This is a genomic window from Streptomyces sp. NPDC006879 (assembly GCF_042869595.1).
GTDB lineage: Bacteria > Actinomycetota > Actinomycetes > Streptomycetales > Streptomycetaceae > Streptomyces.
This window is the reverse complement of sequence record NZ_JBIAGC010000005.1, coordinates 148774-172381: the sequence shown is the minus strand read 5'-3', so window position 1 is coordinate 172381 and position 23608 is coordinate 148774. Positions and strand designations below refer to the sequence as shown.

General features: G+C 70.8%; 21 protein-coding genes and 1 tRNA gene. 12 read left to right on the top strand and 10 right to left on the bottom strand.

The features are described 5' to 3' along the window. Nucleotides 1-202 precede the first annotated feature (202 nt). Nucleotides 203-1885: a glycosyl hydrolase family 18 protein gene (locus tag ACFYMC_RS06335; RefSeq protein WP_388519627.1), complete on the top strand. Its 1683-nt coding sequence runs from the start codon at nucleotides 203-205 to the stop codon at nucleotides 1883-1885. An 86-nt stretch (nucleotides 1886-1971) separates the two neighbouring features. Here the strand turns inward: ACFYMC_RS06335 and ACFYMC_RS06330 are convergent, their stop codons facing one another. Further along, nucleotides 1972-3762 (bottom strand): putative bifunctional diguanylate cyclase/phosphodiesterase, encoded by a 1791-nt coding sequence (locus ACFYMC_RS06330; protein ID WP_388519624.1) that lies wholly within the window; start codon nucleotides 3760-3762, stop codon nucleotides 1972-1974. Nucleotides 3763-4175: 413 nt separating this feature from the next. Between ACFYMC_RS06330 and ACFYMC_RS06325 the strand changes: the two genes are divergently transcribed. Further along, the gene (locus tag ACFYMC_RS06325) at nucleotides 4176-5441 is read left to right on the top strand and encodes a M6 family metalloprotease domain-containing protein (protein ID WP_388519621.1); all 1266 of its coding nucleotides are present in this window, start codon (nucleotides 4176-4178) and stop codon (nucleotides 5439-5441) included. A gap of 70 nt (nucleotides 5442-5511) precedes the next feature. On the opposite strand, the gene ACFYMC_RS06320 is transcribed toward ACFYMC_RS06325, so the two are convergent. The 3 genes from ACFYMC_RS06320 to ACFYMC_RS06310 form a co-directional block, all read right to left on the bottom strand. Continuing rightward, a tRNA-Lys gene (locus ACFYMC_RS06320) sits at nucleotides 5512-5585 on the bottom strand. Then, nucleotides 5576-6205 (bottom strand): bifunctional DNA primase/polymerase, encoded by a 630-nt coding sequence (locus tag ACFYMC_RS06315; protein WP_388519618.1) that lies wholly within the window; start codon nucleotides 6203-6205, stop codon nucleotides 5576-5578. Before ACFYMC_RS06315 ends, ACFYMC_RS06320 begins: the two co-directional genes overlap by 10 nt. Before the next feature lie 167 nt (nucleotides 6206-6372). Continuing rightward, the gene (locus ACFYMC_RS06310; protein WP_388519615.1) at nucleotides 6373-6966 is read right to left on the bottom strand and encodes a histidine phosphatase family protein; all 594 of its coding nucleotides are present in this window, start codon (nucleotides 6964-6966) and stop codon (nucleotides 6373-6375) included. A 135-nt stretch (nucleotides 6967-7101) separates the two neighbouring features. Between ACFYMC_RS06310 and ACFYMC_RS06305 the strand changes: the two genes are divergently transcribed. The 5 genes from ACFYMC_RS06305 (at nucleotide 7102) to ACFYMC_RS06285 (ending at nucleotide 12544) form a co-directional block, all read left to right on the top strand. Next, nucleotides 7102-7974, top strand: a complete 873-nt coding sequence (locus ACFYMC_RS06305; RefSeq protein WP_388519612.1) for a phosphatase PAP2 family protein — start codon at nucleotides 7102-7104, stop codon at nucleotides 7972-7974. Further along, the gene (locus ACFYMC_RS06300; RefSeq protein ID WP_388519609.1) at nucleotides 7874-9157 is read left to right on the top strand and encodes a hypothetical protein; all 1284 of its coding nucleotides are present in this window, start codon (nucleotides 7874-7876) and stop codon (nucleotides 9155-9157) included. Before ACFYMC_RS06305 ends, ACFYMC_RS06300 begins: the two co-directional genes overlap by 101 nt. Further along, entirely contained in the window at nucleotides 9148-10734 is a 1587-nt protein-coding gene (locus ACFYMC_RS06295; protein ID WP_388519606.1) for a hypothetical protein, read from the top strand. The genes ACFYMC_RS06300 and ACFYMC_RS06295 overlap by 10 nt, the downstream gene beginning before the upstream one ends. Before the next feature lie 8 nt (nucleotides 10735-10742). Next, nucleotides 10743-12077: an AAA domain-containing protein gene (locus tag ACFYMC_RS06290; protein WP_388519603.1), complete on the top strand. Its 1335-nt coding sequence runs from the start codon at nucleotides 10743-10745 to the stop codon at nucleotides 12075-12077. Between the two features lie 119 nt (nucleotides 12078-12196). Continuing rightward, nucleotides 12197-12544, top strand: coding sequence for a hypothetical protein (locus ACFYMC_RS06285; protein WP_388519600.1), 348 nt, complete (start codon nucleotides 12197-12199; stop codon nucleotides 12542-12544). Nucleotides 12545-12557: 13 nt separating this feature from the next. On the opposite strand, the gene ACFYMC_RS06280 is transcribed toward ACFYMC_RS06285, so the two are convergent. Continuing rightward, nucleotides 12558-13946 (bottom strand): hypothetical protein, encoded by a 1389-nt coding sequence (locus ACFYMC_RS06280; protein WP_388519598.1) that lies wholly within the window; start codon nucleotides 13944-13946, stop codon nucleotides 12558-12560. Nucleotides 13947-14320: 374 nt separating this feature from the next. Between ACFYMC_RS06280 and ACFYMC_RS06275 the strand changes: the two genes are divergently transcribed. Next, complete coding sequence (locus ACFYMC_RS06275) at nucleotides 14321-14716, top strand: hypothetical protein (protein WP_388519818.1); 396 nt, start codon at nucleotides 14321-14323, stop codon at nucleotides 14714-14716. 34 nt (nucleotides 14717-14750) lie between these two features. Then, nucleotides 14751-15620, top strand: a complete 870-nt coding sequence (locus tag ACFYMC_RS06270) for a spermidine synthase (protein WP_388519595.1) — start codon at nucleotides 14751-14753, stop codon at nucleotides 15618-15620. A gap of 170 nt (nucleotides 15621-15790) precedes the next feature. Here ACFYMC_RS06270 and ACFYMC_RS06265 read toward each other — a convergent pair whose 3' ends face one another. Further along, nucleotides 15791-16360, bottom strand: a complete 570-nt coding sequence (locus ACFYMC_RS06265; RefSeq protein WP_388519592.1) for a hypothetical protein — start codon at nucleotides 16358-16360, stop codon at nucleotides 15791-15793. Between the two features lie 69 nt (nucleotides 16361-16429). Between ACFYMC_RS06265 and ACFYMC_RS06260 the strand changes: the two genes are divergently transcribed. The 3 genes from ACFYMC_RS06260 (at nucleotide 16430) to ACFYMC_RS06250 (ending at nucleotide 18904) form a co-directional block, all read left to right on the top strand. Further along, entirely contained in the window at nucleotides 16430-17119 is a 690-nt protein-coding gene (locus ACFYMC_RS06260) for a response regulator transcription factor (RefSeq protein ID WP_388519589.1), read from the top strand. Beyond that, nucleotides 17116-18510 carry a sensor histidine kinase gene (locus tag ACFYMC_RS06255; RefSeq protein ID WP_388519586.1) on the top strand — a complete coding sequence of 465 codons (1395 nt, stop codon included), beginning with the start codon at nucleotides 17116-17118 and terminating at the stop codon, nucleotides 18508-18510. The genes ACFYMC_RS06260 and ACFYMC_RS06255 overlap by 4 nt, the downstream gene beginning before the upstream one ends. Before the next feature lie 103 nt (nucleotides 18511-18613). Next, the gene (locus ACFYMC_RS06250) at nucleotides 18614-18904 is read left to right on the top strand and encodes a hypothetical protein (RefSeq protein WP_388519815.1); all 291 of its coding nucleotides are present in this window, start codon (nucleotides 18614-18616) and stop codon (nucleotides 18902-18904) included. 15 nt (nucleotides 18905-18919) lie between these two features. Here the strand turns inward: ACFYMC_RS06250 and ACFYMC_RS06245 are convergent, their stop codons facing one another. Genes ACFYMC_RS06245 through ACFYMC_RS06230 form a run of 4 tightly spaced genes read right to left on the bottom strand, consistent with a single transcriptional unit; the run spans nucleotide 18920 to nucleotide 23560 of the window. Continuing rightward, entirely contained in the window at nucleotides 18920-20404 is a 1485-nt protein-coding gene (locus tag ACFYMC_RS06245) for a glycoside hydrolase family 1 protein (RefSeq protein ID WP_388519583.1), read from the bottom strand. Continuing rightward, nucleotides 20404-21246, bottom strand: coding sequence for a carbohydrate ABC transporter permease (locus ACFYMC_RS06240; RefSeq protein WP_388519812.1), 843 nt, complete (start codon nucleotides 21244-21246; stop codon nucleotides 20404-20406). The genes ACFYMC_RS06245 and ACFYMC_RS06240 overlap by 1 nt, the downstream gene beginning before the upstream one ends. Beyond that, on the bottom strand, nucleotides 21240-22241 hold the full coding sequence (locus ACFYMC_RS06235; protein ID WP_388519809.1) for a carbohydrate ABC transporter permease: 1002 nt from the start codon (nucleotides 22239-22241) through the stop codon (nucleotides 21240-21242). Before ACFYMC_RS06235 ends, ACFYMC_RS06240 begins: the two co-directional genes overlap by 7 nt. Before the next feature lie 5 nt (nucleotides 22242-22246). After that, the gene (locus tag ACFYMC_RS06230; RefSeq protein WP_388519580.1) at nucleotides 22247-23560 is read right to left on the bottom strand and encodes an ABC transporter substrate-binding protein; all 1314 of its coding nucleotides are present in this window, start codon (nucleotides 23558-23560) and stop codon (nucleotides 22247-22249) included. Between the last annotated feature and the right edge of the window lie 48 nt (nucleotides 23561-23608).

Genomic DNA, 23608 nt, shown 5'->3' with positions numbered 1-23608 from the left:
TGACCCGGGGTGGCTCCGAAACCGCTTGTCACCGTGGGTCGGCGCGGGGAGCTGATGGCGCCTCATGGCTCTGACTAGGCAAATTACCGGGAAATTGGTCTAGTCCTGATTGTGTACAGAGTATTGACGCGACGTCTGAAAGATCGCTATCACTTCACCATCCCCGGTGCACCTCCATCCCTCCCACATCCGGAGGCAGTACATGCCCACCCGTAAACCGCTGATCGCGGCCGTCACGACCGCCGCGCTCGCCGCCGGAGCGCTGGCCGCATTCGCCGGCCTCGGTACCGCCCAGGCGGCCGATGCCGCCACCGCCCCCGCCTCCGGCGGTGTGAGGATCGCCTACTACGACCAGTGGAGCGTGTACGGCAACGCCTTCTACCCCAAGCACCTCGACACCCGAGGCATAGCCAGCAAACTGGACATCCTCAACTACTCGTTCGGCAACATCCACCCCACGGACCTGACCTGCTTCGAGGCCAACAAGGCGGCCGGTGACGACAACAACCCCAATGCCGGCGACGGCGCGGGCGACTCGTTCGCCGACTACCAGAAGTCCTTCGGCGCGGCGGACAGCGTGGACGGCATCGCCGACAAGTGGGACCAGCCGATCGTCGGTGTCTTCAACCAGTTCAAGGAACTGAAGGCGAAGTACCCGCACCTGAAGATCAACATCTCTCTGGGCGGGTGGACGTACTCGAAGTACTTCCATGACGCGGCCAAGACCGACGCCTCGCGCAAGAAGCTCGTCGCCTCCTGCATCAAGCAGTACATCAAGGGCGATCTGCCGGTCGAGGGCGGTTTCGGAGGCCCGGGCAGCGCCGCTGGCATCTTCGACGGCATCGACATCGACTGGGAGTACCCCGGTTCCTCCGGTGGTCACCTCGGCAACCACTACGGTCCCGAGGACAAGGCCAACTTCACCCTCCTGCTGAAGGAGTTCCGCAAGCAGCTCGACGCGGAGGGCCTGGCCAACGGCGGTAAGAAGTACCTGCTGACCGCGGCGCTCCCGGCCGGACAGGACAAGATCAAGTACATCGAGACGGACAAGATCGGCGCGTACCTCGACTACGCGAACATCATGACGTACGACATGCACGGAGCCTGGGACAGCGACGGCCCGACCTACCACCAGTCGCCGCTCCAGCCGTCGGCGGGCGACCCGACGGATCCGATCGCGCCCGGCACCGAGAAGTACAGCATCGACAGTGCCATCGACTCCTGGATCGACGGCAACCCCGCGTACGGCATCACGGGCGGCTTCCCGGCGGACAAGCTGACCTTGGGGTACGAGTTCTACTACCGCGGCTGGAAGGGGGTCCCGGCGGGTGCCTCGCACGGTCTGGCCCAGCCCGCCACCGGTGCCTCCGGCGCCCGCCCGCTCAGCCAGCAGGCCGGCATCGCCCACTACAAGGAGCTCGGCGGGATCGTCGACAACCCCGCCACCACCTTCTGGGACGACGAGGCCAAGGCCTCGTACTTCTACAAGGACGGTGAGTTCTTCACCGGCCTGGACCAGCGGGCCATCCAGGCCCGGGTCGACTACGGGCGCCAGCGCGGGCTGGCCGGCGCGATGATGTACTCGCTGCTCGGCCTGGACAACAACGCCACCCTGCTGAACCAGATCTCGGACGCCCTCGGCGCGCCGACGACGCCCCCGACGACGCCGCCCACCACCCCGCCGACGACGCCCCCGACGACGCCGCCCACCACGCCCCCGACCACGGGCTGCACGGCTCCGGCGTACGTGGCGGGCACCGTCTACACCGGCGGCACGGAGGTCAGCCACAACGGCCACGACTGGAAGGCCAAGTGGTGGACCCAGAACGAGGCGCCAGGCACGACCGGTGAGTGGGGTGTCTGGCAGGACCTCGGCGCCTGCTGATCCCCCCACCTCGCGCCGAGTGACGGCCGCCCCCACCCCATCCGGCGGTGCGGGGCGGCCCGTTGGCCTTGGGGTGCGTTCTTCGCTCAGCTCGCCGGGGTCCGCAGGAGCGGCACCATCCCGATCATCCCGGCGATCAGGTCCGGAGCCACGGCCGGAGAGTAGAGCCAGCCCTGTCCGGTGTCGCACCCCACCCGGCGCAGCCGCGCCGCCTGTCCGACGGTCTCCACGCACTCGGCGGTGACCGTGAGTCCTAGCCGGTGGGCGAGTTGGACCAGAGCCTCGACGATGGTCTCGTCGGCCGGATTGGGGTGGCCGCCGCCCTCTTCGTACCGGAAGCCGTGGACGAAGGACCCGTCGAGCTTGAGGACGGAGACCGGTAGGCGGCTCAGGTAGGCCAGGTTCGAGTAGCCGGTCCCGAAGTCGTCGATCGCGATCCGCACCCCCATGTCACTGAGTGCCTGGAGTGCTTGCAGTGGTCGCCCGGCCGAACCCATGACGGCTGATTCGGTCAGCTCCAGTTGTAGCAGCTGTGGGGCGAGACCGGTGTCGGCGAGGATCTCTGCGACGTCGCCGACCAGGTCGGAGTCCCAGACCTGCCGCACCGCGACGTTGACGCTCACGAACACGGGGGCTTCGTCGGGGTGGTCGAGTTGCCAGCGCCGGGCCTGGCGGCACGCAGTGCCCAGTACCCAGCGCCCCAACTGGACGATGGAGCCGTCCTCTTCGGCGATACCGATGAACCGATTCGGCGTCAGAGTGCCGAACTGCGGGTGGTTCCAGCGGATCAGTGCCTCCACCCCCCGTACCGCTCCGCTCTCCAGGTGGACCAGCGGCTGGTAGGCCAGCTCGAACTCGCCGCGTTCCAGAGCGGGGCGCAGCGAGGAGGACAGTGCCTGCCGGGTCATCCGATGTGCGTTGCGCTCGGGGTCGAACAGCGTCCAGCGTGCCTTCCCGTCCGCCTTCGCCCAGTACAAGGTGGTGTCCGCGGCCTGCATCAACTCGGTGGCAGTGGTGTCGGCGGCGGTCCGCTCGACGACTCCGATGGAGGCGGACACCGACAACCGCTGCCCAGCGATGTCGAAGGGCTCCTGCACCGCGTTGAGCACGCACTGCGCCAGGTCGGCCAGTTGCTCGGTGCCGGTGGAGTCCTCGACCAGCAGCGCGAATTCGTCGCCGCCGAGGCGGGCGACGAGGTGCCCGCCGGTGCGACCGTAGCCGTATCCGTCGGCGCAGGTGGTCAGGCGGGCGGCCACCGCGGCGAGCAGCCGGTCGCCGGTGCGGTGGCCGAGGGTGTCATTGACGGCCTTGAATCCGTCGAGGTCCAGGTAGCACAGGCCGATCCGGCCGCTCGTGCCATGTCCGTTTCCGTAACAGGAGGCGTCCAGAGCGGCGGAGAGCCGCTCGAAGAACAGGGTTCGGTTGGGGAGCCGGGTCACCGGGTCGTGCATCTGCAAGTGGCGCAGGCGGGCTTGGAGATCGCGTTGGTCACTGATGTCGGTGACGGAGAGCAGGACGTCTCGACTGCCGGGAACCGGCCCGAGGGAAACCTCAGTCCACAGCGAGTGCCCGTCTGGGTGTTTGAGGCGGCGCGTACAGCGCAGCCGCGCCTGTCGGCCGCGCAGGACCTCCTGGTAGGCGCTCCAGGTGCGGGCTTCCGCGGTGAGGTCGACGAGGTCGGCCGCGCGTTGTTCCACCAGTGAGGACGCCTCGGAGCCGAGGAGTTGGGCGAGGGCCAGGTTGGCAGCGACGATGTAGCCGTCGCGGTCGACGACGGCCATCGCGAGGTGGGCCGCGTGGAAGGCGGCCCGGTAGTCGCGCAGTTCGGCAGCGCCCCGACTGGTTACGGCAGAAAGTCGATCACTTTCCGTAACCATTGATCGGGTGCTGTCGGCTGCCGAACCAGTTCCTTCTGAGGTTCCGCTCACCGCTCGCTCCCGCAGTGCTGTTGTCTCGTGCTGGGTCTCGTGCTGGTCTCGTACTGGCCTGTCGGCGACCGTCGGTCGGGTGGGACGGACCGTCCGGAAGACGGAGTCCACGCGGGAAAGTGTGCCGATCATAGAGGTTGCCGGGAGGGGCGTACCAGCTTCGCCACCCCCGGTAGGTGGGTGTGACGCCGTGCCATCCGATCGGTTCTGAGAGCGACTGACCGACTCCGCTTATTCCTGTTCATGCAGAGGTTGCCTTTGGTCGAATGTGACTTTCCGTAGGGTGCTTGGCTTTCGCTCGCTCACTCGTGTGGGGCATTGGAACAGGACATTTAGATGATGATCACTACAAAGTGGTTGGGATGTCCCGAATCCCCCACCCGGAGGTCGACGTGCCGCGTCAGCAGACACCCGGGGGAGTGGAGCGTTTCCCGTGGCGGACCACCGCCGCCATGCTCACTTCCCTAGCGGCCCTCGCGGGCATGTCTCTTGTCGCGGGACCTGCGGTCGCCGAACCGGTTGCGGGTCCCTGTGCGCTCAGCCGGACGACGGCGCACCACTCGCTGGGCCTCGACAGCTGGAACTCCGCCTACCCCAGACCCGTGCGTACCCTGAGCGCGGTCATGGTCTTCCTCGCCTTCCCGGACTCCCGGCCCCGCACCACCCCCGAAGAGCTGACGGCCGACTACTTCCCGGCGACCAGTGACTTCTTCGCCCGCGCCTCCTACGGGCGGTTCCGCCTGATCCCCCACCCCGAACAGCACTGGATCACCATGCCCAGGCCCTCCACCGCCTACGGGATAAGGCGGGACTGGGAGCCGGCCGACCGGGCCGCCTACCTGCGCGACGCGGTGGCCATCGCGGACCGGGCGGTGGACTTCAGTCGCTACGACATCGTCTACTTCGTCGCCGACCCCGATGCGCCCGGCGTCGACTCCGATGCCACCAAGGTGGTCAACTTCGACCGCCCGCTGCGCGCCGACGGCGTCGACCTGCGCCGTATTGTCACCGTCTTCGAAGCGCACCCACCGGACCGCAACGTACTGGCCCACGAGACCGGGCATGTCTTCGACCTCCCCGACCTCTATCACCGGCCGGACGACGGAAAGGGCGACTGGGACACCTACGTGGGTGACTGGGACGTCATGGGGAGCCAGTTCGGCATGTCCCCTGACCTCTTCGCCTGGCACAAGTGGAAGCTCGGCTGGCTGGATCCCCGGCAGATCGACTGCGTGCGCGGTGGAACCTCCCTGCACACCCTCCAGCCGCTCGCCTCCCCGGGCCTGCCCGGAGCCGTCGGCGGCACCAGGCTCGCGGTGGTGCGGACCGGTGCCGGCAGTGCGATCGCGATCGAGGCGCGCGGCTCCGCCGGCAACGACGACCGGACCTGCACGGAAGGGGTGCTGATCTACCGAGTGCGCAACGAGGCCCCCTCGGGTGCCGGACCGATTGAGGTGCTCGACACCCATCCGCAGACCGAGGCCTGCTGGGGTCAGTCGGTGTACCCACCACTGGCGGACGCCCCGCTGGGCGTGGGGGAGTCCTATACGGTGCCCGGCGAGCGGGTGCGCGTCGAGGTGGCGGACCGGACCCCGTCCGGTGCTTACACGGTGAAGATCACTGCCTGAGCCGCTGCCGGGAACCGGGCCGGGCGAACGAAGAAGGCCCCCGCTCACGCGGGGGCCTTCTTCTCGTCTGTGCGCCGCCAGGGACTCGAACCCCGGACCCGCTGATTAAGAGTCAGCTGCTCTAACCAACTGAGCTAGCGGCGCCTGCTGACGTCGTAGACCTTAGCATCCTGATCGGCGGGGGGAGAAATCGATACCTGCACGGTGGCAGCCGAGGCTGCCCGGGTCGCTCGGACGCAGGCCCACAGCATCACCTCCGGGCCCGGCAGCCACGGGGATCGGGTGTCGGGGGCCACCATCCATCGTGCCGCGCCGAGCGCCTGGCCCCGGGGCGTCGGGGACCGCAGCGGCGGAACGGTCACCGCGTCGCCGGTGCCGTGGCACAGCAGTGCCGGGGACGTTCCTCCCCACTCCTCCCAGTTCAGTAGCGCGGGAAGTCGTTGCGCCGTTCCGGGTGCGGCGAACAGCAGCATCCGCCCGCGGTGGACCGCCACCGGTCCGGATCCCGGGCCCTCTTCCCACAGTCGGTCCAGCATTCGGCGCCCGAACACGGCGGGGACGTTCACCACGTCGAAGGCCGAGCCGCAGGGCAGGACCGCGGGTGCCCACGGTCGGGCCTGCCACAGCGACAGGGTGCTGCGCGGGTACGGGCAGGCGCTGGCCAACCAGGCCGCTCCGGCCGGGGTGACCTCACCCGCCCGGTGCCCGTCGGTCGCCGCTCCTGCTGCCTGCTCACGCGTCATCTCGTGCTGCCACACGTCCATGACCAACAGGTGTACGTGCAGCGAGGTCGCGCTTTCGCTGTGTTACCAAAATCCAGGACAGTGCGCGTGGGCATGGAGTATCTTTCGCCCGGGCATATGCCAGGACGGTGTTGGGTGGGGCCCCGCCCGCGCCCGGAACGCGGGATCTCCGCCGACCGGCTCCAGGGTCAGGCCAGATGGCCGGTGTCGTTCCAGCGCTCGATGGCCGGTTCCCCGTAAGCCCAGCCCAGCACCGACAGCGAGGTGGGCTCCAGTCGGATCCGGGCGCCGAAGGAGGCGTCCAGGCCCAGCCAGCGTGCGCCGAGGGTGCGCAGGATGTGGCCGTGGGCGAAGACCAGGACGTCCCGGTCCGCCGAGCGGGCCCAATCGATGACTTCGTCCGCACGGGCCGAGACGTCGGCGACGGCCTCGCCCTGCGGCACCCCGTCCCGCCAGATCAGCCAGCCGGGGCGGACCTCCTGGATCTCGGCCGGGGTCATGCCTTCGTAGGCGCCGTAGTCCCACTCCATGAGGGCGTCCCAGGAAGTGGCCCGTTCGGCGAAACCCGCCAGGGCGCAGCTCTCGCTGGCCCGGGACAGGGGGCTGGTGCGCACCTCGACTCCGGGGAGCCCGGCCCACGGTTGCCGGTGCAGCCGCTCGCCCAGCAGCTTCGCGCCGGCTCGCCCCTCCTCCAGCAGTGGTACGTCCGTGCGACCCGTGTGCTTGCCGGACAGCGACCACGAGGTCTGTCCATGCCGGGCCAACAGGATCCGCGGTGCCATCGTGATTCTCTCCGTAGGTCGGGCGTAGTGCAGTGGCCGTGCGCCGGCCGTCCATCATCGCGCAGGTGAACGGCGGACAACCCGCCGGTGTCCTCCCGCGTCCTCAACCGTACGGTTGAGCGAGTGGAGCGAACGATGGATAACCGGAACCGGCCCGCCCAGTGGTGGGCCGAACTGCTGCTTGTCGGCGTGATGTACGCGGTCTACTCCGGTGGCAGGCTGCTCGCCCGCGGTGACGCCGACATCGCGGTCGGCCACGGCCTGGCGATACTCCAGTTCGAGGAAACGTTTCGCATCAACGCCGAGCACCCGCTCAACCGCTTGTTCAGCGACCAGCCGTGGCTCGGCGTGCCCGCGGACTTCGTCTACGCATCCCTGCACTACCTCGTCACGCCAGCGGTGCTGGTCTGGCTCTTCCGGCGCCGCCCCGCGCACTACCTCGCCGCCCGCACCTGGCTGATGATCTCCACGCTCCTCGGGCTGGTCGGCTTCACCCTCATGCCCACCTGTCCACCACGTCTGCTGGACGCCGCCCACGGCTTCGTCGACACCATGGCGCAGTACAGCGCCTACGGCTGGTGGGGCAGCGAAGCCAGCGCCCCACGCGGCCTCGGCGGAATGACCAACCAGTACGCGGCCATGCCCAGCCTGCACGTCGGCTGGGCCCTGTGGTGCGGGGTGATCCTCTGGCGCCACGGACGCTCGCCGCTGCTGCGGGCCGCCGGGGCTGCCTACCCGATCCTGACCACGGCCGTCGTGCTCGGCACCGCGAACCACTACTTCCTCGACGCCGCCGCCGGGGCCGCCGTGATGGGCCTGGGGCTGCTCCTGACCCCCGGCGCACTACGCCTCGCAGGTCGGATTCGGCCGCGCCCGGCGGGCCGTTTCGCGCCCACCGGCTCACCCAATGTCAGCAGTGGATGGGACACTTCGGCGGGTGAGCCAATCCCCGCCCAACGCGCCGCATCGCGTTCCGTCGCAGACGACTCTCCGGCAGCGCCTCGCTGACCTGCGCGGCCCAGCGGTAGCGCCGCGCCCGCTGGACGCCCGTGCGCTCGCCGCCCTGGCGGCGAACCCGGGCTGCCGCCGGCGTGCCCTCCTCGACGGCGCCGGCGTGGACAAGACGGCGCTCGCCGCCGCACTCGGTGCCCCCAGTTCGTTCGGCCAGTCGCAGTTCGCCATAGTCCGGGGCAACGCCTTCGAGGCGCGGGTGAAGGCCGACGGGGGCACCGAACTCCTGCGCCTGCTCCACGAGCAACTCGGCGCGTTGGGCGCCCCCGAGGTCCCCGCACCGCCCCCCGCACCGCACTCCCCACCGGACCTGACCGCCGCCGGACCACAGGGGCGCGCCGCCCGCACCGCTCTCGCCCTGCGAGAGGCCAGCACCGCTCGCGAGTGGACCCTCCTCGACCACCCGATGCTCGCCCTCGACGTCGCGGGCACGCCCGCCTATCTGGAACCGGACGCGGTCGTGGTGCACCCCGACGGCCGATGGACCGTGGTGGAGATCAAGTCCTTCCCCGTCATCGACGGCGTCGCGGACGCCGCGAAGGTGGGGGCGGCGGCCCGGCAGTCCGCCGTCTACGTCCTCGCCCTGGAGCGGGTGGCGCAACAACTCACCCAGGTCGCCGGCGCTCCTTCCCCGACCGTGGGCCACTCGGTGCTCCTGGTCTGCCCCCGCAACTTCTCCAACCAACCCACCGCCTCCGCCGTGGACGTCCGCAAGCAGCGTGCCACCACCGCACGCCAACTCGCCCGGCTCACACGGGTCGAGGAGATCGCCGCCGAGCTGCCCGCGGGCGCGACCTTCGACCCCGCGGCCGGGCGGTTTGAGCTGACCCAGGCCGTCGAGGCGGTCGAGGCCGCGTACGCCCCCGACTGCCTGTCCGCGTGCGAGCTGGCCTTCCACTGCCGGGAGCGGGCCCGCGCCGCCGGGGCGGTCACCACCCTGGGGCGTGGGGCCCGCGGCGAACTCGGCGGGCTGGACCGCGTCGAACAGGCCCTGGCGGCAAGCGGGGGACTGGCCCCCGACCTCGAAGACCCCGCGTCGGCGGCCCTGCGCAGGGCCGCCCGGCTGCGAGCCCAGGCGCTGGAGGCCGCCGCCCGGTCCGCGGCTCCCCCGAGCCGGAGCGCAGCGGGGCCAGCGCCCCACTGCGGCCACGACCAGGCACAGGGGGTCCCGTGTCGCTGATCACCACGCTGGCCCGGCTGGAGGCCGTCCGTGACGGCCGCGCCCAGCCCCTGACCACTGTCCGCCACCGGCACCTGTCCGCCGCGCCACTGGTCCTGGTCCCGTTGACCACATCCGGTGAGGCCGGTGCGCCGTTGGGCGCCCTGGTGGGCACCGACCTCCACGAGCCGCGGCTGTTCGTCGTGCCGCAGCCCCGCGACCGGGACCTGCGCTTCGCCTTCCTGGCTGAGCTGGCCGAGTCCGTCCTGCCCTACCTCGACGGATACGCGGACCGGGTGGAGCCCGCCGAGCGGACCGAGACCGACCCCGAAAGCGGCAAGCGGGTCAAGGTCGAGGTCGAGCTGTGCGCGGATGCGCCGCAGATCGTCGTCCCCAACCGGGCCGGGGTGGAGTACGTCCGGCTGCTCGGCCGGTCGATGCGTTTTCGCCGGACCGCCGAACAGGACCCCGAGACGCCCTATCCGGCACCCCCGCGGGTTCCGCTGCTCGGCCGCTGGTTCACCCATCTCGCCGAGCGCTCCCGGGTGCCTGGGAGCGCGCTGCTGCTGGCCGCCACCGAGCTGCTCTCCCGCCACTGGGCGACCGGCCAGAGCCAGCTGGAGGACCAGCACCTCGGGTCCCTGTTGGGCTGGATCGCCCCGCCACCTGGTGAAACGGGCGCACAAGCGGCCCTGCGCGCCGAACTCGCCCGGGACCGCGCAGGCCAGCTGCTGTGTCCACCCGCCGGCCCGGCCACCGACCCGGCCTTCGACAACGTGCTGCTCGCCCCCGCCATGGCCCGCTACGACGCGGCCCGCACCGAGGTCCGCGAGGCGGCTCGTCCGGGGCCGGCCCGCCTCGCCGCGCTGGAGGCCGCCGAGGCCGAGGTGCGTGCCCTGGTCGAGGGCCAGTTGAGGCCGACCTGGAACGCGGTGTGGCAGGCCCTGGACCTGCTGGCGGCGCTGCCCGCCGGGGCGCACACCGAGGAACGCTGGACCCGGGACCGCTGGTCCTTCACCGCCCACCGTGACCGGGTGCGTGCCGGTGAACCGCCACAGCCCCGCCGGGACGACGCGGTGACCGCGGCGCAGAAGCTGGCGGTCCGGGAGACCGAGCAGGCCCGTCTCGATGCCCACGAGGCGCTGGACGACCCGCTGGTGATGGCCGGGCGCAGGCTCGCCGGAGAGGCTTTCGTCGGCGAGGTCACGCACGTCGAGATGGTCTGGACGGAGGGCAAGCGCCCGCGCCCCCGCCCCCTGCTCACGCTGGTCAGTGAAGACGAGATGCAGCTCACCGAGGGCGTCAAGGTCTACCGTGCGCTGGCCGGGCGTCCGCAGACCGCCGAGTTCCTGCGCCACGAACCAGACGGCACCGTGCTGCTGCGGCTGCTCGACAAGATGGGGCAGGGCCGTGAGCCGGAGTCGGGAACCGTTCCGGACAAGGGCGAGCAACTGTGCTGGACGCTCTTCGCGCACGACGCGCGCGGCGGACCAAAGCTCCCGGACCCGGAGCAGACGCCGTGGACTCACGGGGGGCCGCCCGGCGGCCCCGTCGTGGGGGAGCTCCCCGACCCGTCGACCGAGGAGGACGTGCTGTGAGCCGGTCGGTGACAGAGACAGGTGACCCCGGGGCGGCAGCCGCGCGCGCCACCCGAGCGATCCTCGCGGACACACTCGACGGCGGGCACCGGGGCGTGGTCGTCGACTCCCCGCCCGGCGCGGGCAAGTCCACCCTGGTGGTACGGGCGGCCCGGGAGCTGGCGGCAGCCGGCCGCCGGCTCATGGTGGTGGCCCAGACGAACGCTCAGGTGGACGACCTGGTGCTGCGGCTCGCCGAGAAAGAACCAGACCTGCCGGTCGGACGTCTGCACAGCAGTGACGTCGAGGCGTACGACAAGGCGCTGGACGATCTCCCCGCGGTGCGTACCTCCGCGAAGGTCGCCGAACTCACCGGTCTGCCGGTGGTGATCTCCACGGCAGCGAAGTGGGCCCACACCCAGGGGGTGGAGCCGTGGGAGCACGCCATCGTCGATGAGGCGTACCAGATGCGTTCGGACGCCTTGTTGGCAGTGGCGGGGTTGTTCGAGCGGGCCCTGTTCGTGGGGGACCCCGGGCAGCTGGACCCTTTCAGCGTCGTCGGCGCCGAGCAGTGGGCCGGGCTGTCCTACGACCCGTCGGCGAGCGCGGTCTCCACGCTGCTCGCGCACAATCCCGAGCTGCCCCAGCACCGGCTCCCGGTGTCCTGGCGGCTGCCCGCGTCCGCGGCGCCCCTGGTCTCGGGCGCCTTCTACCCGTACACGCCCTTCCGCAGCGGCACCGCTCACGGGGACCGGCGCCTGTCGCTGGGGGTGGTCAGCGACGGCTCGGGTCCGGACCGGGTGCTGGACGAGGCGGCCGAGTCCGGTTGGGGTCTCTTGGAGCTTCCCGCCCGGCACGCCCCGCGGACCGACCCTGAGGCGGTGGGGGCGCTGGCACAGGTGGTGCGGCGCGCCCTGGATCGGGGAGCGGTCACCACCAGCGAGCGGGACGAGGGCCCGGTGCCGCTGACGGCGGACCGGATCGCGGTGGGCACCGCCCACCGGGACCAGGCCGCCGCGGTGCGGGTCGCCCTGGCAGCCGTGGGGGTCAGCGGAGTGACAGTGGACACCGCCAACCGGCTCCAGGGGCGTGAGTACGACTTGACGGTCGTCCTGCACCCGCTCTCCGGACGCCCCGACGCCACGGCCTTCCACCTGGAGACCGGCCGGTTGTGCGTGTTGGCCTCCCGGCACCGGCACGCCTGCGTGGTGGTGTGCCGGGCGGGGGTGGCGGAGCTGTTGGACGAGCACCCGTCGACGGACCCGGTCGCCCTGGGCGTCACCGTGAAGTTCCCCGACGGGTGGGAGGCCATGATGTCCACGTGGGACCAGTGGAGCGGCCACCGTGTCCCCTGGCGTCCTTGACCGGGCCGGTGGGCGGCAGGCCCACTTGCGTCGGGTTGGACAATGGAGGGTGGTCCGGGGCGGACCGGACGCATGCGGGCGCCCCGAGTGACCGGTAGCACCGACAGGAGGACCCAAGCATGGCGGAGCCCGAGCGGACCGAGCGGAGGCTGCGGCCCGCACCGCTGCTCTTCGAGCCTTCGGAGGCTGCTGCGGATCCCGAGCACTTCTTCGACCTGGAGTCGATGGACGATCCCCGGGAACTGCTGACCCGTGCCACCGAGCTCGCCCTCGCGTTCCGGGCAGCCGCTGACCGGGCCGTGGAGTTCCAGGCGCTGGCAGCCGCCCAACTGGCCGACCCGCGCCGCTTTGACCGGCTGTCCCCCGGGTCCATCGCCGAGCGGGCGCGGTGGACCGAGGACTACGCGCTCAAGATGATCGAGTACGGGCGGGACCTCCAGCGCGAGGGCGACCGGGACCCGGCCTGAGGGGCGCTGGCCCTCAGGCCTTCGCGTGACGCTCCAGGAAGGCTCCGACCGGGGCGGAGCGCTGGTGCGGAAGAAGTGCCCGGGCGGTCGCGGCCAGCATCGAACGGACCCGGGGGGACTGGACGCCTTCTGCGAGGTCCAGGACGCGGTTCGCCGCTGCGGCGGCTTCATCCACCGCCCCGTCCCTCGTGAGGTCCTCGGCGAGTTCGGCGGTGTACAGGGCCACGTTGCGGGCGAAGTGCGGGTCCTGGAGCGCGGTGGCCCGGTGGGCGTGGCGCGCCGCGCGGGACCATTCGTGCAGGGCCGACCAGCATTGGGCTTCCAGCCCTTCGAGTTCGGCTTCGCCGAAGAAGGACATCCATTCGGGGTCGCCGTCGGTGGGTCCCTGCCCGAACAGGGTGTGTGCCCGGCCGAGGGCCTCCTCACAGCCGCCCCGGTCGCCCAGCCCGGCCCAGCCGCCGGCTTCTCGGAGGGTGAGCAGGCACAGCAGACGGGGGGAGCCCAGATGGCGGGCCGCACGCTGCCCGGCTTGGGCGGCCCGCACCGCCTCGCGCGGGCGGCCGGCGTCCCGGGCCAGGAAGGCGGTGTTGGAGAAGGCATGGGCTTCCAGAGCTGCGTCGCCGGCAACCCGGGCCGTGGCGAGGGCTTCCGCGTAGTGCGAGCGGGCGTCTTCGAATCGGCCCGAGTCATGAGCCAACCAGCCTACGGAGAGGGCGAGTTCGCCGGCTCCGGCGTGCAGGCGGTCGGCGGTGGACTGGCGTAGGGCACCGGCGTCGAGCAGGGTGTACGCGGCGTGCAGGGGTGCGGTCGCCCGCTGGTAGAGACCATCGGAGCCGTGGCGGTCGTCGAGCAGTCTGATGTGCCGTACCGCCTCTTCCACGGCGGCGGCTTCCGATTCGCCGGCCCGGCGGGCCCCTGGTGGTGGCCAACTTCCCGGGGTCAGCGAGTCGGCGGTGGGGGCGAAGCCCAACATGGGCGCGAGCCCCAGGGCGGCGACGGCCACGGTGGCGGAACCGCCTGTCATGAATGCGCGACGCAGCACGTCGCTCTCCTCGATGGTGGGAACGCGGGACGGGGACGGCGAATTGGGGGGCTTCGGTCGCCGGGCATGGCGGCCCCGCACCGTTTCGCGCGGGCTGAACCCCAGGTCGGCCAGGGACAGGCCGGGGAACATGTGCCGGAAGACCCGTTCGTAGGCGTAGTTGGGGCAGCGGATCTCGCCGGACTCGACCCGGCCGATGTAGCGGGCGTCGCAGGAGACGTTCTCGCCGATCTCGCGGCCGGCCCGGCGGATCGCCGCGGCGAACTCACCCGCTGAGCGTGGGCCGCGTAGTTGTCGAAAGGCGAGGTTCGGACTCGGCGGGTGTTCAGGTGAGGTGGGGGAGACGGATGCCGAGGTCATGGCCGTGCCCTCTCTGGCGAAACGTAACGCCGAGTTCTTGCTGCCGGATTGGAACAGCTCCGGCGCGCACGAAAGTACCGGTTGGGGCAGACGACTCACCTGGTGTTTGGCTACAAACGGGATATCTCACCCACCATCCGCCATGAACTGCCATCCTTTGCGGCGGCCCGCTGCCGCACCCGTTGACGCCCGGGCGCGTTGAACCATGTGGAGTGGGAGGCGGCTCCCAGCCCGGAGGAGGAGGGGTTCCCTTGTTGGAGGCCGGCATGGAGACCAGCGACACGACCACCCGGACCGCGGCGGAACCACCCTCGCCCGTTCATATCGATCAGCGGTTCCTGGCCGGCTCGGAGCCTTCGGAGACCGCCCCCGACATGGTCATGGTCCCGGCCCGGCAGGGGCTGGAAGCAGTCGACATCCTGCGCCGCACCGCGCACCGGACCGCCGGCTGCGGCCCCGTTCTCCACGACGGTGCCTGCGACACCCTCGGGTTCCTCGTCCCTCCGGGCACCGCGGACGCCTGGGACCTGCCCGGCAGCGCCTGCACCCAGACCGCGGGGCGCGGGCTGCGTTTCGACTTCGACGCGCAGGAGCACTCCCCGGTCGGTACGACGAGGGCGAACCCCGACCGGGCGGTGAGCCCCCCGCTGACCGGCGCCGGCTGGCTACTGCCTCCCGAGACCACCGACCCCCTCACTGACCCAGCGGTACTGAGGGCCGCGCTCGGCGAGGCTGCCCGGATCATCGAGGCGGCCGACAGCTGCCGGTGAGCGCAGAGCGCCGGACGCCCTGGATAATGGACCAATGGCGAAGGGCAGAGGGCGCGGCGGGCGCATGCGCACCGGCGACCCCGTCGTCGAGCAGGTCGACGGGGGGCAGGCGGAGCTGGTCCCGGACCGCGAGCGGGCTGCGGCCTGGACCCTGCTGATCGACGGAGCCCCACAGTCCCATGTCGATCTCGACGACCCCGCCCACCTGGACTTCCCCTACCAGCGGCGGATCGGACACCTCGCCGATCTGCTCGCTCCCGCCCGGCAACCGCTCAACGTGGTGCACCTGGGCGGCGGAGCTTTCACCCTGGCCCGGTACATCGCCGCAGCCCGCCCCCGCTCAACCCAACAGATCGTTGAGTTCGACGCGGCGCTGGTTCAGTTCGTGCGGCGCGAACTCCCCCTCGACCCGCAGGCCCGCATCCGCATACGGGCCACCGATGCCCGGGCCGGTCTCGCGAAGATCGCGGACGGCTGGGCCGATCTGGTCATCGCCGACGTCTTCAGTGCGGCCCGCACCCCCGCCCACCTCACCAGCGTGGAGTTCCTCGACGAGGTTCGGCGGGCGCTCAAACCCACCGGCTGGTACGTGGCGAACCTCGCTGACGGTCCGCCGCTGGCCCACCTGCGGGGTCAGATAGCCAGTGCGGCCACCCGCTTCGCCGAGCTCGCGCTGGCCGCCGACCCGGCGGTACTTCGCAGCCGTCGCTTCGGCAACGCGGTCCTGGTCGCCGCCGACCGGGCCTTGCCGGTAGCCGAGTTGACCCGGCGGGTGGCCACCGACCCGCACCCGGGCCGGGTCGTACACGGGCGGGAGCTCGTCGACTTCGCGGGCGGGGCAGCCGCCGTGGCCGATGCCGGGGCCACGCCGTCGCCGGCGCCGCCGCCCTCGGTCTTCCGTTGAGCAGACGCGGGTCCGGCGCTGACGGTCCGAGGCAACTCTGACCCTGGCATCTGGCGATCCGTCAACTGAGTTGCCGGCCCGAGTCGTGTTGCGAGAGTCCCGCCTGCCCCGCGGCGGAGGCGCTACCTTCGCAACACGCCCCGGGTCGTGGCGCCGGGCGGTCCGGCCCGTCAGTTCTCGTAGACCTCGACCAGCGGTGGATGGTCGTGCCAGGTGCAGAACACCGAGACTTCCCGAGGGGCGTTGCCCTCACGGGTGAAGGTGACCCGAATCCACTTCGGTTGCTTCCACACCTGCATGCGCCACCCCGCGGACGGGGTGGCCGACACCAGTTCCGCCGAGGAGGAGCCAACGGCGAAGACCACCCGCCCGCCGGCCACCGGATAGCCCTGCACCCGTACGGCGGCGGACGGTCCCGATCCATGCGGCCGAAGGGCGAGGGCGCCGTTGTCCGACGGGCGCTGCGAGGGTGAACTCCCGCTCCTGGCGGGGCTCGGAGCCTGGCTGGCGGCAGGGGAGGCGGTGGGCGCCGCGGCATGTGTGGAGGAGGTCTGCGGCTCGCTGGTGGAAGCGGCCCCCCGCGCCTGCTCGGCGATCGGCACGGCCCGCGGCGGATCGAACGCCGTGCCGGCCATGACGGAACGGACACCCCACCACGACAGCGTGACGGCCGCGCCGGTGGCGCAGGTCCATGCCAATGAGTGAGCCAGTCGTACCCATCCTCGGTGCACCGGGCCCATCCTGCCCCAATGGCACCACGACCGTTACCAGGCACCGGTCCTGACCCAGATGGCGTACCGTGCGGGGTCATGGCAAGTGTGCTCGTGGTCGAGGACGACCAATTCGTACGTTCCGCCTTGATCCGGCATCTGACCGATGCCTCCCACACGGTCCGGAGCGTGGGAACGGCGTTGGAAGCACTGCGTGAAGTCGCCCACGTCCGCTTCGACGTGGTGATCCTCGACCTCGGACTGCCCGACCTGGACGGGGCGGAGGCCCTGAAGATGCTGCGCGGCGTCACCGATGTGCCGGTGATCGTGGCGACCGCTCGCGACGACGAGAGCGAGATCGTCCGGCTGCTCAACGACGGCGCCGACGACTACCTCACGAAACCCTTCTCGGTGGAACACCTGTCCGCCCGGATCGCCGCGGTGTTGCGACGGGCGCGCGGTGCGGCGAGCGCGGGGGCACCCTCAGGGGTGCTGCGGGTGGGCGGCCTCTGCGTTGATCCGCTGCGACGGCAGGCCGAGCTCGACGGCCGGGTACTGGACCTGACCCGCAGGGAGTTCGACCTGCTCGCCTTCCTCGCGAGTCGGCCCGGGGTCGTGGTTCCCCGCCGGGAACTACTCGCCGAGGTATGGCGGCAGTCCTACGGCGATGACCAGACCATCGATGTCCACCTGTCTTGGCTACGAAGGAAGCTGGGTGAGACCGCGGCGAATCCGCGCTATCTCCACACCCTGCGCGGGGTCGGGGTGAAGCTGGAGCCGCCGCTGTGAGATGGGCCCTGGTCAAGGTGTGCCTCGCGGTCACCGTCATGGTGGTGGTGGCGTTCGCGGTGCCGCTCGGGCTCGTGGTGCAGGAGATGGCCCGGGACCGGGCACTGTCCAATGCCGAACGGCAGGCCGCCGCGATCGGCCCCACGCTCTCCATCACCACCGACCGGGGACAGTTGGACCGGGCGATCGCCTCGACCCAGATGGGCGCGGCGGGGCGGATGGCCGTGCACGTGCCGCAGCTCCCGGCGGTCGAAGGGAACCGGCCTCCGATGGCGCTCGGCCGGAGCCGCGCCGATGTGGCGGACGTCGAGGACACCCGCCGGATCGGGCGGGCCGCAACCGCGGAGGTCCCGGGCGGGTCGGCACTGCTGCAACCGGTGGCCATCGGCTCCGGGGGGATAGCGGTCGTGGAGATTTACGTCCCCGCGGGCGAGGCCGGCCGCGGGGTTGCCGCCGCCTGGCTGGTCCTCGCCCTGGTCGCGGTAGCCCTGGTCTTCGGATCGGTCGCGGTAGCCGATCGGCTGGGGGTGCGCCTGATCCAGCCCGCGAAACGGCTGGCCCGGGCGGCGCAGGAACTGGGGGAGGGGCGGCTCGGTGCCCGGGTCCCTGAGGAAGGGCCGGCAGAGCTGCGTTCGGCGGCCATCGCCTTCAACTCCATGGCTGATCAGGTGGTGCAGCTCCTGGAGAACGAAAGGGAGTTGGCCGCCGACCTGTCCCACCGGCTGCGCACCCCGCTGACCGTGCTGCGGCTCAACGCCGCCTCACTCGGCGAGGGCCCGGCCGCCGAGCAGACCCGGGAGGCCGTCGCCCAGCTGGAACGGGAGGTCGACACCATCATCCGTACCGCACGCGAACAGCGCCCGCAGACCCAGCGGGCCGGTGCCGGCTGCGATGCCTCGGAAGTGATCCGTGAGCGGATGGGCTTCTGGTCGGCATTGGCCGAGGACCAGGGGCGTGAGGTCCGTTTGGCCGGGGTGGAGAGACCGGCTCGCGTCCCGGTGCCCCGCCCGGAGCTGGCCGCCGCCCTGGACGCGATGTTGGGCAACGTCTTCCGCCACACCGCCGAAGGCACGGCCTTCGCGGTGGACGTGCACGATGCCGGCGACGCGGTGATCGTTTTGGTTTCGGATGCCGGAGAGGGAATCAAGGACCCGGACGCCGCCCTACGACGAGGCAACTCGGGGGAGAGGGACGGCTCCACGGGGCTGGGTCTGGACATCGTGCGCAGGGTGGCCGAGGCCACCGGCGGCGATGTGCGGCTGGGGCGTTCGGTGCTCGGCGGAACCGAGGTACGGGTCTGGCTGGCCCTGGACGACCGGGGCCGCCGGGTGCCGCGCACCCGGCGGCGCGGTCACCGGGCGGCCTCGATCCGCCGTCGAGCCCGGCCCTGAAGCAGAGGGCGGGGCCCGGCGGCTCGGACGGCGGCGCAGATGTTGCCGTCCTTCAGCGGCGGCCCGAGGGTGGTCGGGACGAAGGGAGTCAGCCGTGCGCGTCATGCTCAGGGCCCATATGGACACCGTCGCGATGAACGAGCTGATCAGAAGCGGCGGCATGCCGCAGTTCCAACAGCGACTTCAGGACATGCTCAAGCCGGAGGCGGCCTACTTCAGCCTGAGTGAGGGGGTGCGCAGCTGCGTGCTCGTCTTCGACCTGAAGGAGAGCTGGCAGGTGCCGATCGTGGTGGAGCCGCTCTTCATGGACGTCAACGCGGAGATCGAGATCGTTCCGGTGATGACGGCCGAGGAGCTGCGCAAGGGTGTCGCGGCGGTCCCCGGCCAGCTCTGAGTGCGATGCGCACGGCTACCGGAACCTCCCCTCGGTCAGTCCCGGCCCGGCTCCGAGGACTCCCCGGTGGTCCGGCAGCCCGGGCAGGATTCCGGTACGGGCCAGCTGTGCGTACCAGTGGGCGCTGGACTTCGGAGTGCGGTTCTGGGTGGCGTAGTCGACGTGAACCATGCCGAAGCGCTTGCTGTAGCCGTAGGACCATTCGAAGTTGTCCATCAGGGACCACAGGAAGTACCCGGCCACGGGCGCTCCGTCGGCCAGGGCCCGGTGCACCGCGGCCAGATGGGCGTGGAGGTAGCGGATGCGGTCGGGATCGTGCACGGAGCCGTCGGGCGCGGGTTCGTCGGCGTAGGCCGCGCCGTTCTCGCTGACCAGTAGGGGGAGACCGGGGGCCTCGCCGGCGTACTGCATCAGCAGGTCGTACAGGCCGGTGGGGTCAACGGACCATCCCATCTCGGTGAGTTCGCCCGGTGGTTGGTGGAAGACCACCGAATCGGCCGCGGGCCAGGGCGAGTGCGGGGAGGCGCCGTGGCCGTCGCCCCGGACGCCTTCGCCCCGGCCGGCTCCGTCCGGCGGCCCGGCCGAGACCAGCGCGGGTGCGTAGTAGTTGATGCCGAGGAAGTCGATCGGCTGGTGGATGGTTCGCTCGTCCGTGCCCTGGACGAAGGACCAGTCGGTGAGGGCGGCCGTGTCCGCCTTGAGGTCGGCAGGGTAGCCGCCGCGCAGGATCGGCCCGGTGAAGACCCGGTTCGCCAGCGCGTCGATCTGGCGTCGTGCCTCCAGGTCCGCCCGTGCCGCCGTCAGTGGCCGTACCGCGCTCGGGTTGAGGCTGATGCCGATCCGGGCGGTGGCCGGCAGTACCGCCCGGAGTGCGCCCACGCCCAGCCCGTGGGCCAGGTTCAGGTGGTGGGCGGCGCGCAGCGCGGCGACCGGGTCGGTGCGGCCCGGGGCGTGCACACCGGAGGCGTAGCCCAGGAAGGCGCTGCACCAGGGCTCGTTGAGGGTGGTCCACAGCTCGACGCGGTCACCGAGGGCGTTGGCCACCTCGGTGGCGTAGTCGGCGAAACGCAGGGCGGTGTCGCGGGCGGGCCAGCCCCCTTCCTCTTCGTAGCTCTGCGGCAGGTCCCAGTGGTACAGCGTCAGCGCGGGCCGGATGTGTCGATCGAGGAGTGCATCGACCAGCCGGTCGTAGAAGGAAAGTCCGCCGGCCCGCACCCGCGGCCAGGACACCGAGAAGCGGTAGGCGCCCATGCCGAGGTCCGCCATCATGGCCACGTCCTCGCGCCACCGGTGGTAGTGCTCCACCGCGCGGTCGCCGGTATCCCCACCCAGTGTCCTGCCGGGCGAGTGGCTGAAGGTGTCCCAGATCGACGGCCCGCGTCCGTCCGCCCTCACCGCGCCCTCGATCTGGTAGGCCGCGGTGGCGGTGCCCCACAGGAAGTCCGGGGGGAATTCCATCTGCAGTGCTCCCTTGTCTCTGTGCCCCCGAGGGGGCGCCATCAGCCCTTCACCGCGCCCTGCATGATCCCGCCGACGATCTGCTTGCCGAACAGGACGAAGACGAGCAGCAGGGGCAGGGTGCCGAGCAGTGCGCCGGCCATGATCACCGACTGGTCGGGGATGTAGCCGCGACCGAGACCGGTCAGGGCGACCTGCACGGTGGGGCTGCCGTTCTGGGTAAGCGCGATGACGGGCCAGAAGAAGTCGTTCCAGGCCATGACGAAGCTCAGCATGCCGAGCACGGCCATGGCCGGGCGGGCGGCCGGGAAGACCACGTGCCACACCAACCGAAGCGAGCTCGCCCCGTCGACCCGCGCCGCCTCGATCAGTTCCCTGGGCAGCGCCGAGACGAGGTACTGCCGCATGAAGAAGACCCCGAACGCGGAGACCAGCGAGGGCAGCACCACCGCTTGTAGTTGGTCGGTCCAAGAAAGCCGCGCGATCATCATGTACAGCGGTACGACGCTCAGTTGCGGCGGCACCATCATGGTGGCGACCACCAGCAACATCAGCGCGTTCTTGAACCGGAATCGCAGTTTGGCGAAGGCGAACCCAGCCAGGGTGGCGAAGAGCACCGTGCCTGCTGCGACGGTGGAGGCCACCGCGGTGGTGTTCAGCAGGGCCGTGCCCATGTTTGCGTCGGTCCAGGCGATCGACAGGTTCTTGCCCAGATTGCCGCCGAACCAGAACGGCGGTGGGGTCTGGGCCAGCCGGGTGTTGTTCCGGGACGCGGCGATGGCGGTCCACAGCAGCGGGAAGAGGGACCCGGCCGAGAAGAGGGCCAGTGTCAGGTATGCCGCGAGCCGCCCGGGCCGGCGGAGCCGGGTCACGCCCGTCACGATTGCTCCCGACGCCGCAGCCACCGCATCAGCGCGCCGTTGACCGCACCGACCAGCAGCAGGATCAAGAACATCGTCCAGGCGATCGCCGATGCACGACCGAGGTGGAGGTTCACCCAACCCTGCTCGTACAGGTAGAGCCCCAGGGTCTGGAACTGGTGCTCGGCGCCACCGGTGGCGCCGGCCGCGCCGTTGAACAGCAGCGGCTCACCGAACAGCTGGGTTGCCCCGATGGTGGAGACCACGCAGGTGAAGAGGATGGTGGGCCGTAGCGAGGGCACGGTGACGTGCCGGAACTGCTGCCAGCGCGAGGCTCCGTCCAAGGCGGCCGATTCGTAGAGTTCCTCGGGCACCGCCTGCATGGCGGCCAGGTAGATCAGCGCGTTGTATCCCGTCCAGCGCCAGATGACGATGGTGGAGACCGCCAGCTGGGAGGCGAGGGTGCCGTTCTGCCAGTCCACCGGTTCGATCCCGATGAGGCCCGAAGCCCAGTTGATCATTCCGTAGTCCCGTCCGAAGAGCAGGACGAAGACGAGGGTGGCCGCGGCCACCGAGGTGGCGTACGGGGTGAGGACGGCCACGCGGAAGAAGGCCGAACCGCGTAGCCGGTGGTGGAGCAGCTGCGCCACTCCGAGGGCGATCAGAAGTTGGGGGACGGTGGAGAGGAGCCCGATGGTGAGGGTGTTGCGCAGGGCGTTCCAGAAGAACTCGTCGCCCAACAGCCGGGTGAAGTTGTGCAGACCGACCCAGTGCATGGCGTTCGGGTCCGTCAGCTCGACCTGGTGCAGCGCCGCCCAACCCGTGTACAGCAGGGGGAAGAGCCCGAACGCGGTGAAGAAGAGGAAGAACGGTGCGAGGAAGGCGTACGGGCTCCATTTCAGATCCCACCGGTAGCGCCGGCTGCGCCACACGCCTGCTACGGGGTCCGGCCGCCGTGCCGGACGCCCCTCCGCGACGGGGAGTCCGGCGGTGCCGCCGGGACTCACGTTCTCGGTCAACGGGCTCACTGGTCCAGTGCGTTGTCGATTGCCTTGACGGCCGCTTCCCAACCCTGCTGGGCGCTGCGGCCCTTCTGGTCGACCTGGAGCATCCCCACGTCGGTGAGGTTCTGGGCGATCAGCAGGTCCTTGGGGCCGAGGACCGTCACGGGCACGCCCTCAGCGGCGCGAGCGAAGATCTCGCCTATGGGTGCGCCGCCGAAGTAGGGGTGGGTGGCGCCGGCGACGGCGGGTAGCGGGTAGGCCGCGCTGGCGCTGGGGAAGCTGCCCCGCTTTTCGAACAGGCGGGCTTGCTGGGCGGGAGCGGTCAGCCAGGCAGCCAGTCGGGCGGCCTCCTCGGCATGTTTGCCGGCCTTCGGTACGACGAGGAAGGAGCCGCCCCAGTTGCTGGGAAGGGGGGCCTGCGCGATGTCCCAGGTCCCCTTGCCGGCGGCGCCGGCCTTGTCCTGGATGTAGCCGAGCATCCAGGCGGGGCAGGACAGCGTGGCGAAACTGCCGTTGGAGAAGCCTTGGTCCCAAGTGGGCGTGAATTGTTGGAGTTTGGCGCTCAGGCCGGCGCCGGCGAATTCGGCTGCGAGGTCGAATGCAGCCCGGACGGCCCGGTTGGTCTTGTAGATGACCTTGCCGTCCTCGTCGTAGAAGCGCTTCGCACTGCTACCGGTGATCGCCGACATCACTCCGGAGGCCGAGTCGACGAAGGCCTTGCCCGCCGGAGCCTTGGCTCCGTACTCCTTGCCGACCTCCAGGTACTTGCGCCAGTCACCCGCCCACAGCCGCCCGACGGCCTCGCGGTCAGTGGGCAGTCCAGCCGCGGCGAAGAGGTCCTTGCGGTAGCAGATGCCCTGGGGGCCGATGTCGGTGCCGAGGCCGACTGTGCGTCCGTCGCTCGTGGTGGCCTGAGCCCATTTCCAGGGCAGGAAGGCGGATTGGTCCACACCTGGCACCGCGCTCAGGTCGACCAGCCGGTCGGCCTGGGTCGCGGTGATCTCGGCGATGTTGTTGACCTCCACGGCTTGGAGGTCGGCCAGGCCGCTGCCGGTGCTGAGGTGGGTGAGCAGTTGCGGGTAGTAGTTCTCGTTGCGCTCGATGGATGTCTGTTTGATCGTGACGTCCGGGTGGGCTGCCGTGTATGCGTCGTACAGGCCGGCCTCCTGGAGGCCGAAGGCGCCGAAGACGCCCACCGTGAGTGTGGTCCCACCGTCCTTGCGCGCTGTCGCCGACCCTCCGTCGGCCGCTTCGTCCGCGTCCGTGGCGCAGCCGGCCAGCAGGGCCGCTCCCAGCGCGAGGCCGGCGATGGCCCTGTGTGTTCCGCTCCGCATCTGCTCCTCCAGTGCTCGGTGCCGATCGACCTGAAGAGTCTTATCCCT

Bases quoted from the DNA above. Each gene is read 5' to 3' on its own strand.
- ACFYMC_RS06315 (WP_388519618.1), bottom strand. From the start codon at position 6,205: ATGGACGTGTGGCAGCACGAGATGACGCGTGAGCAGGCAGCAGGAGCG.
- ACFYMC_RS06280 (WP_388519598.1), bottom strand. From the start codon at position 13,946: ATGACCTCGGCATCCGTCTCCCCCACCTCACCTGAACACCCGCCGAGT.
- ACFYMC_RS06285 (WP_388519600.1), top strand. From the start codon at position 12,197: ATGGCGGAGCCCGAGCGGACCGAGCGGAGGCTGCGGCCCGCACCGCTG.
- ACFYMC_RS06325 (WP_388519621.1), top strand. From the start codon at position 4,176: ATGTCCCGAATCCCCCACCCGGAGGTCGACGTGCCGCGTCAGCAGACA.
- ACFYMC_RS06335 (WP_388519627.1), top strand. From the start codon at position 203: ATGCCCACCCGTAAACCGCTGATCGCGGCCGTCACGACCGCCGCGCTC.
- ACFYMC_RS06275 (WP_388519818.1), top strand. From the start codon at position 14,321: ATGGTCATGGTCCCGGCCCGGCAGGGGCTGGAAGCAGTCGACATCCTG.
- ACFYMC_RS06265 (WP_388519592.1), bottom strand. From the start codon at position 16,360: ATGGGCCCGGTGCACCGAGGATGGGTACGACTGGCTCACTCATTGGCA.
- ACFYMC_RS06250 (WP_388519815.1), top strand. From the start codon at position 18,614: ATGCTCAGGGCCCATATGGACACCGTCGCGATGAACGAGCTGATCAGA.
- ACFYMC_RS06305 (WP_388519612.1), top strand. From the start codon at position 7,102: ATGGATAACCGGAACCGGCCCGCCCAGTGGTGGGCCGAACTGCTGCTT.
- ACFYMC_RS06230 (WP_388519580.1), bottom strand. From the start codon at position 23,560: ATGCGGAGCGGAACACACAGGGCCATCGCCGGCCTCGCGCTGGGAGCG.
- ACFYMC_RS06310 (WP_388519615.1), bottom strand. From the start codon at position 6,966: ATGGCACCGCGGATCCTGTTGGCCCGGCATGGACAGACCTCGTGGTCG.
- ACFYMC_RS06245 (WP_388519583.1), bottom strand. From the start codon at position 20,404: ATGGCGCCCCCTCGGGGGCACAGAGACAAGGGAGCACTGCAGATGGAA.
- ACFYMC_RS06330 (WP_388519624.1), bottom strand. From the start codon at position 3,762: ATGGTTACGGAAAGTGATCGACTTTCTGCCGTAACCAGTCGGGGCGCT.
- ACFYMC_RS06260 (WP_388519589.1), top strand. From the start codon at position 16,430: ATGGCAAGTGTGCTCGTGGTCGAGGACGACCAATTCGTACGTTCCGCC.
- ACFYMC_RS06300 (WP_388519609.1), top strand. From the start codon at position 7,874: ATGTCAGCAGTGGATGGGACACTTCGGCGGGTGAGCCAATCCCCGCCC.
- ACFYMC_RS06270 (WP_388519595.1), top strand. From the start codon at position 14,751: ATGGCGAAGGGCAGAGGGCGCGGCGGGCGCATGCGCACCGGCGACCCC.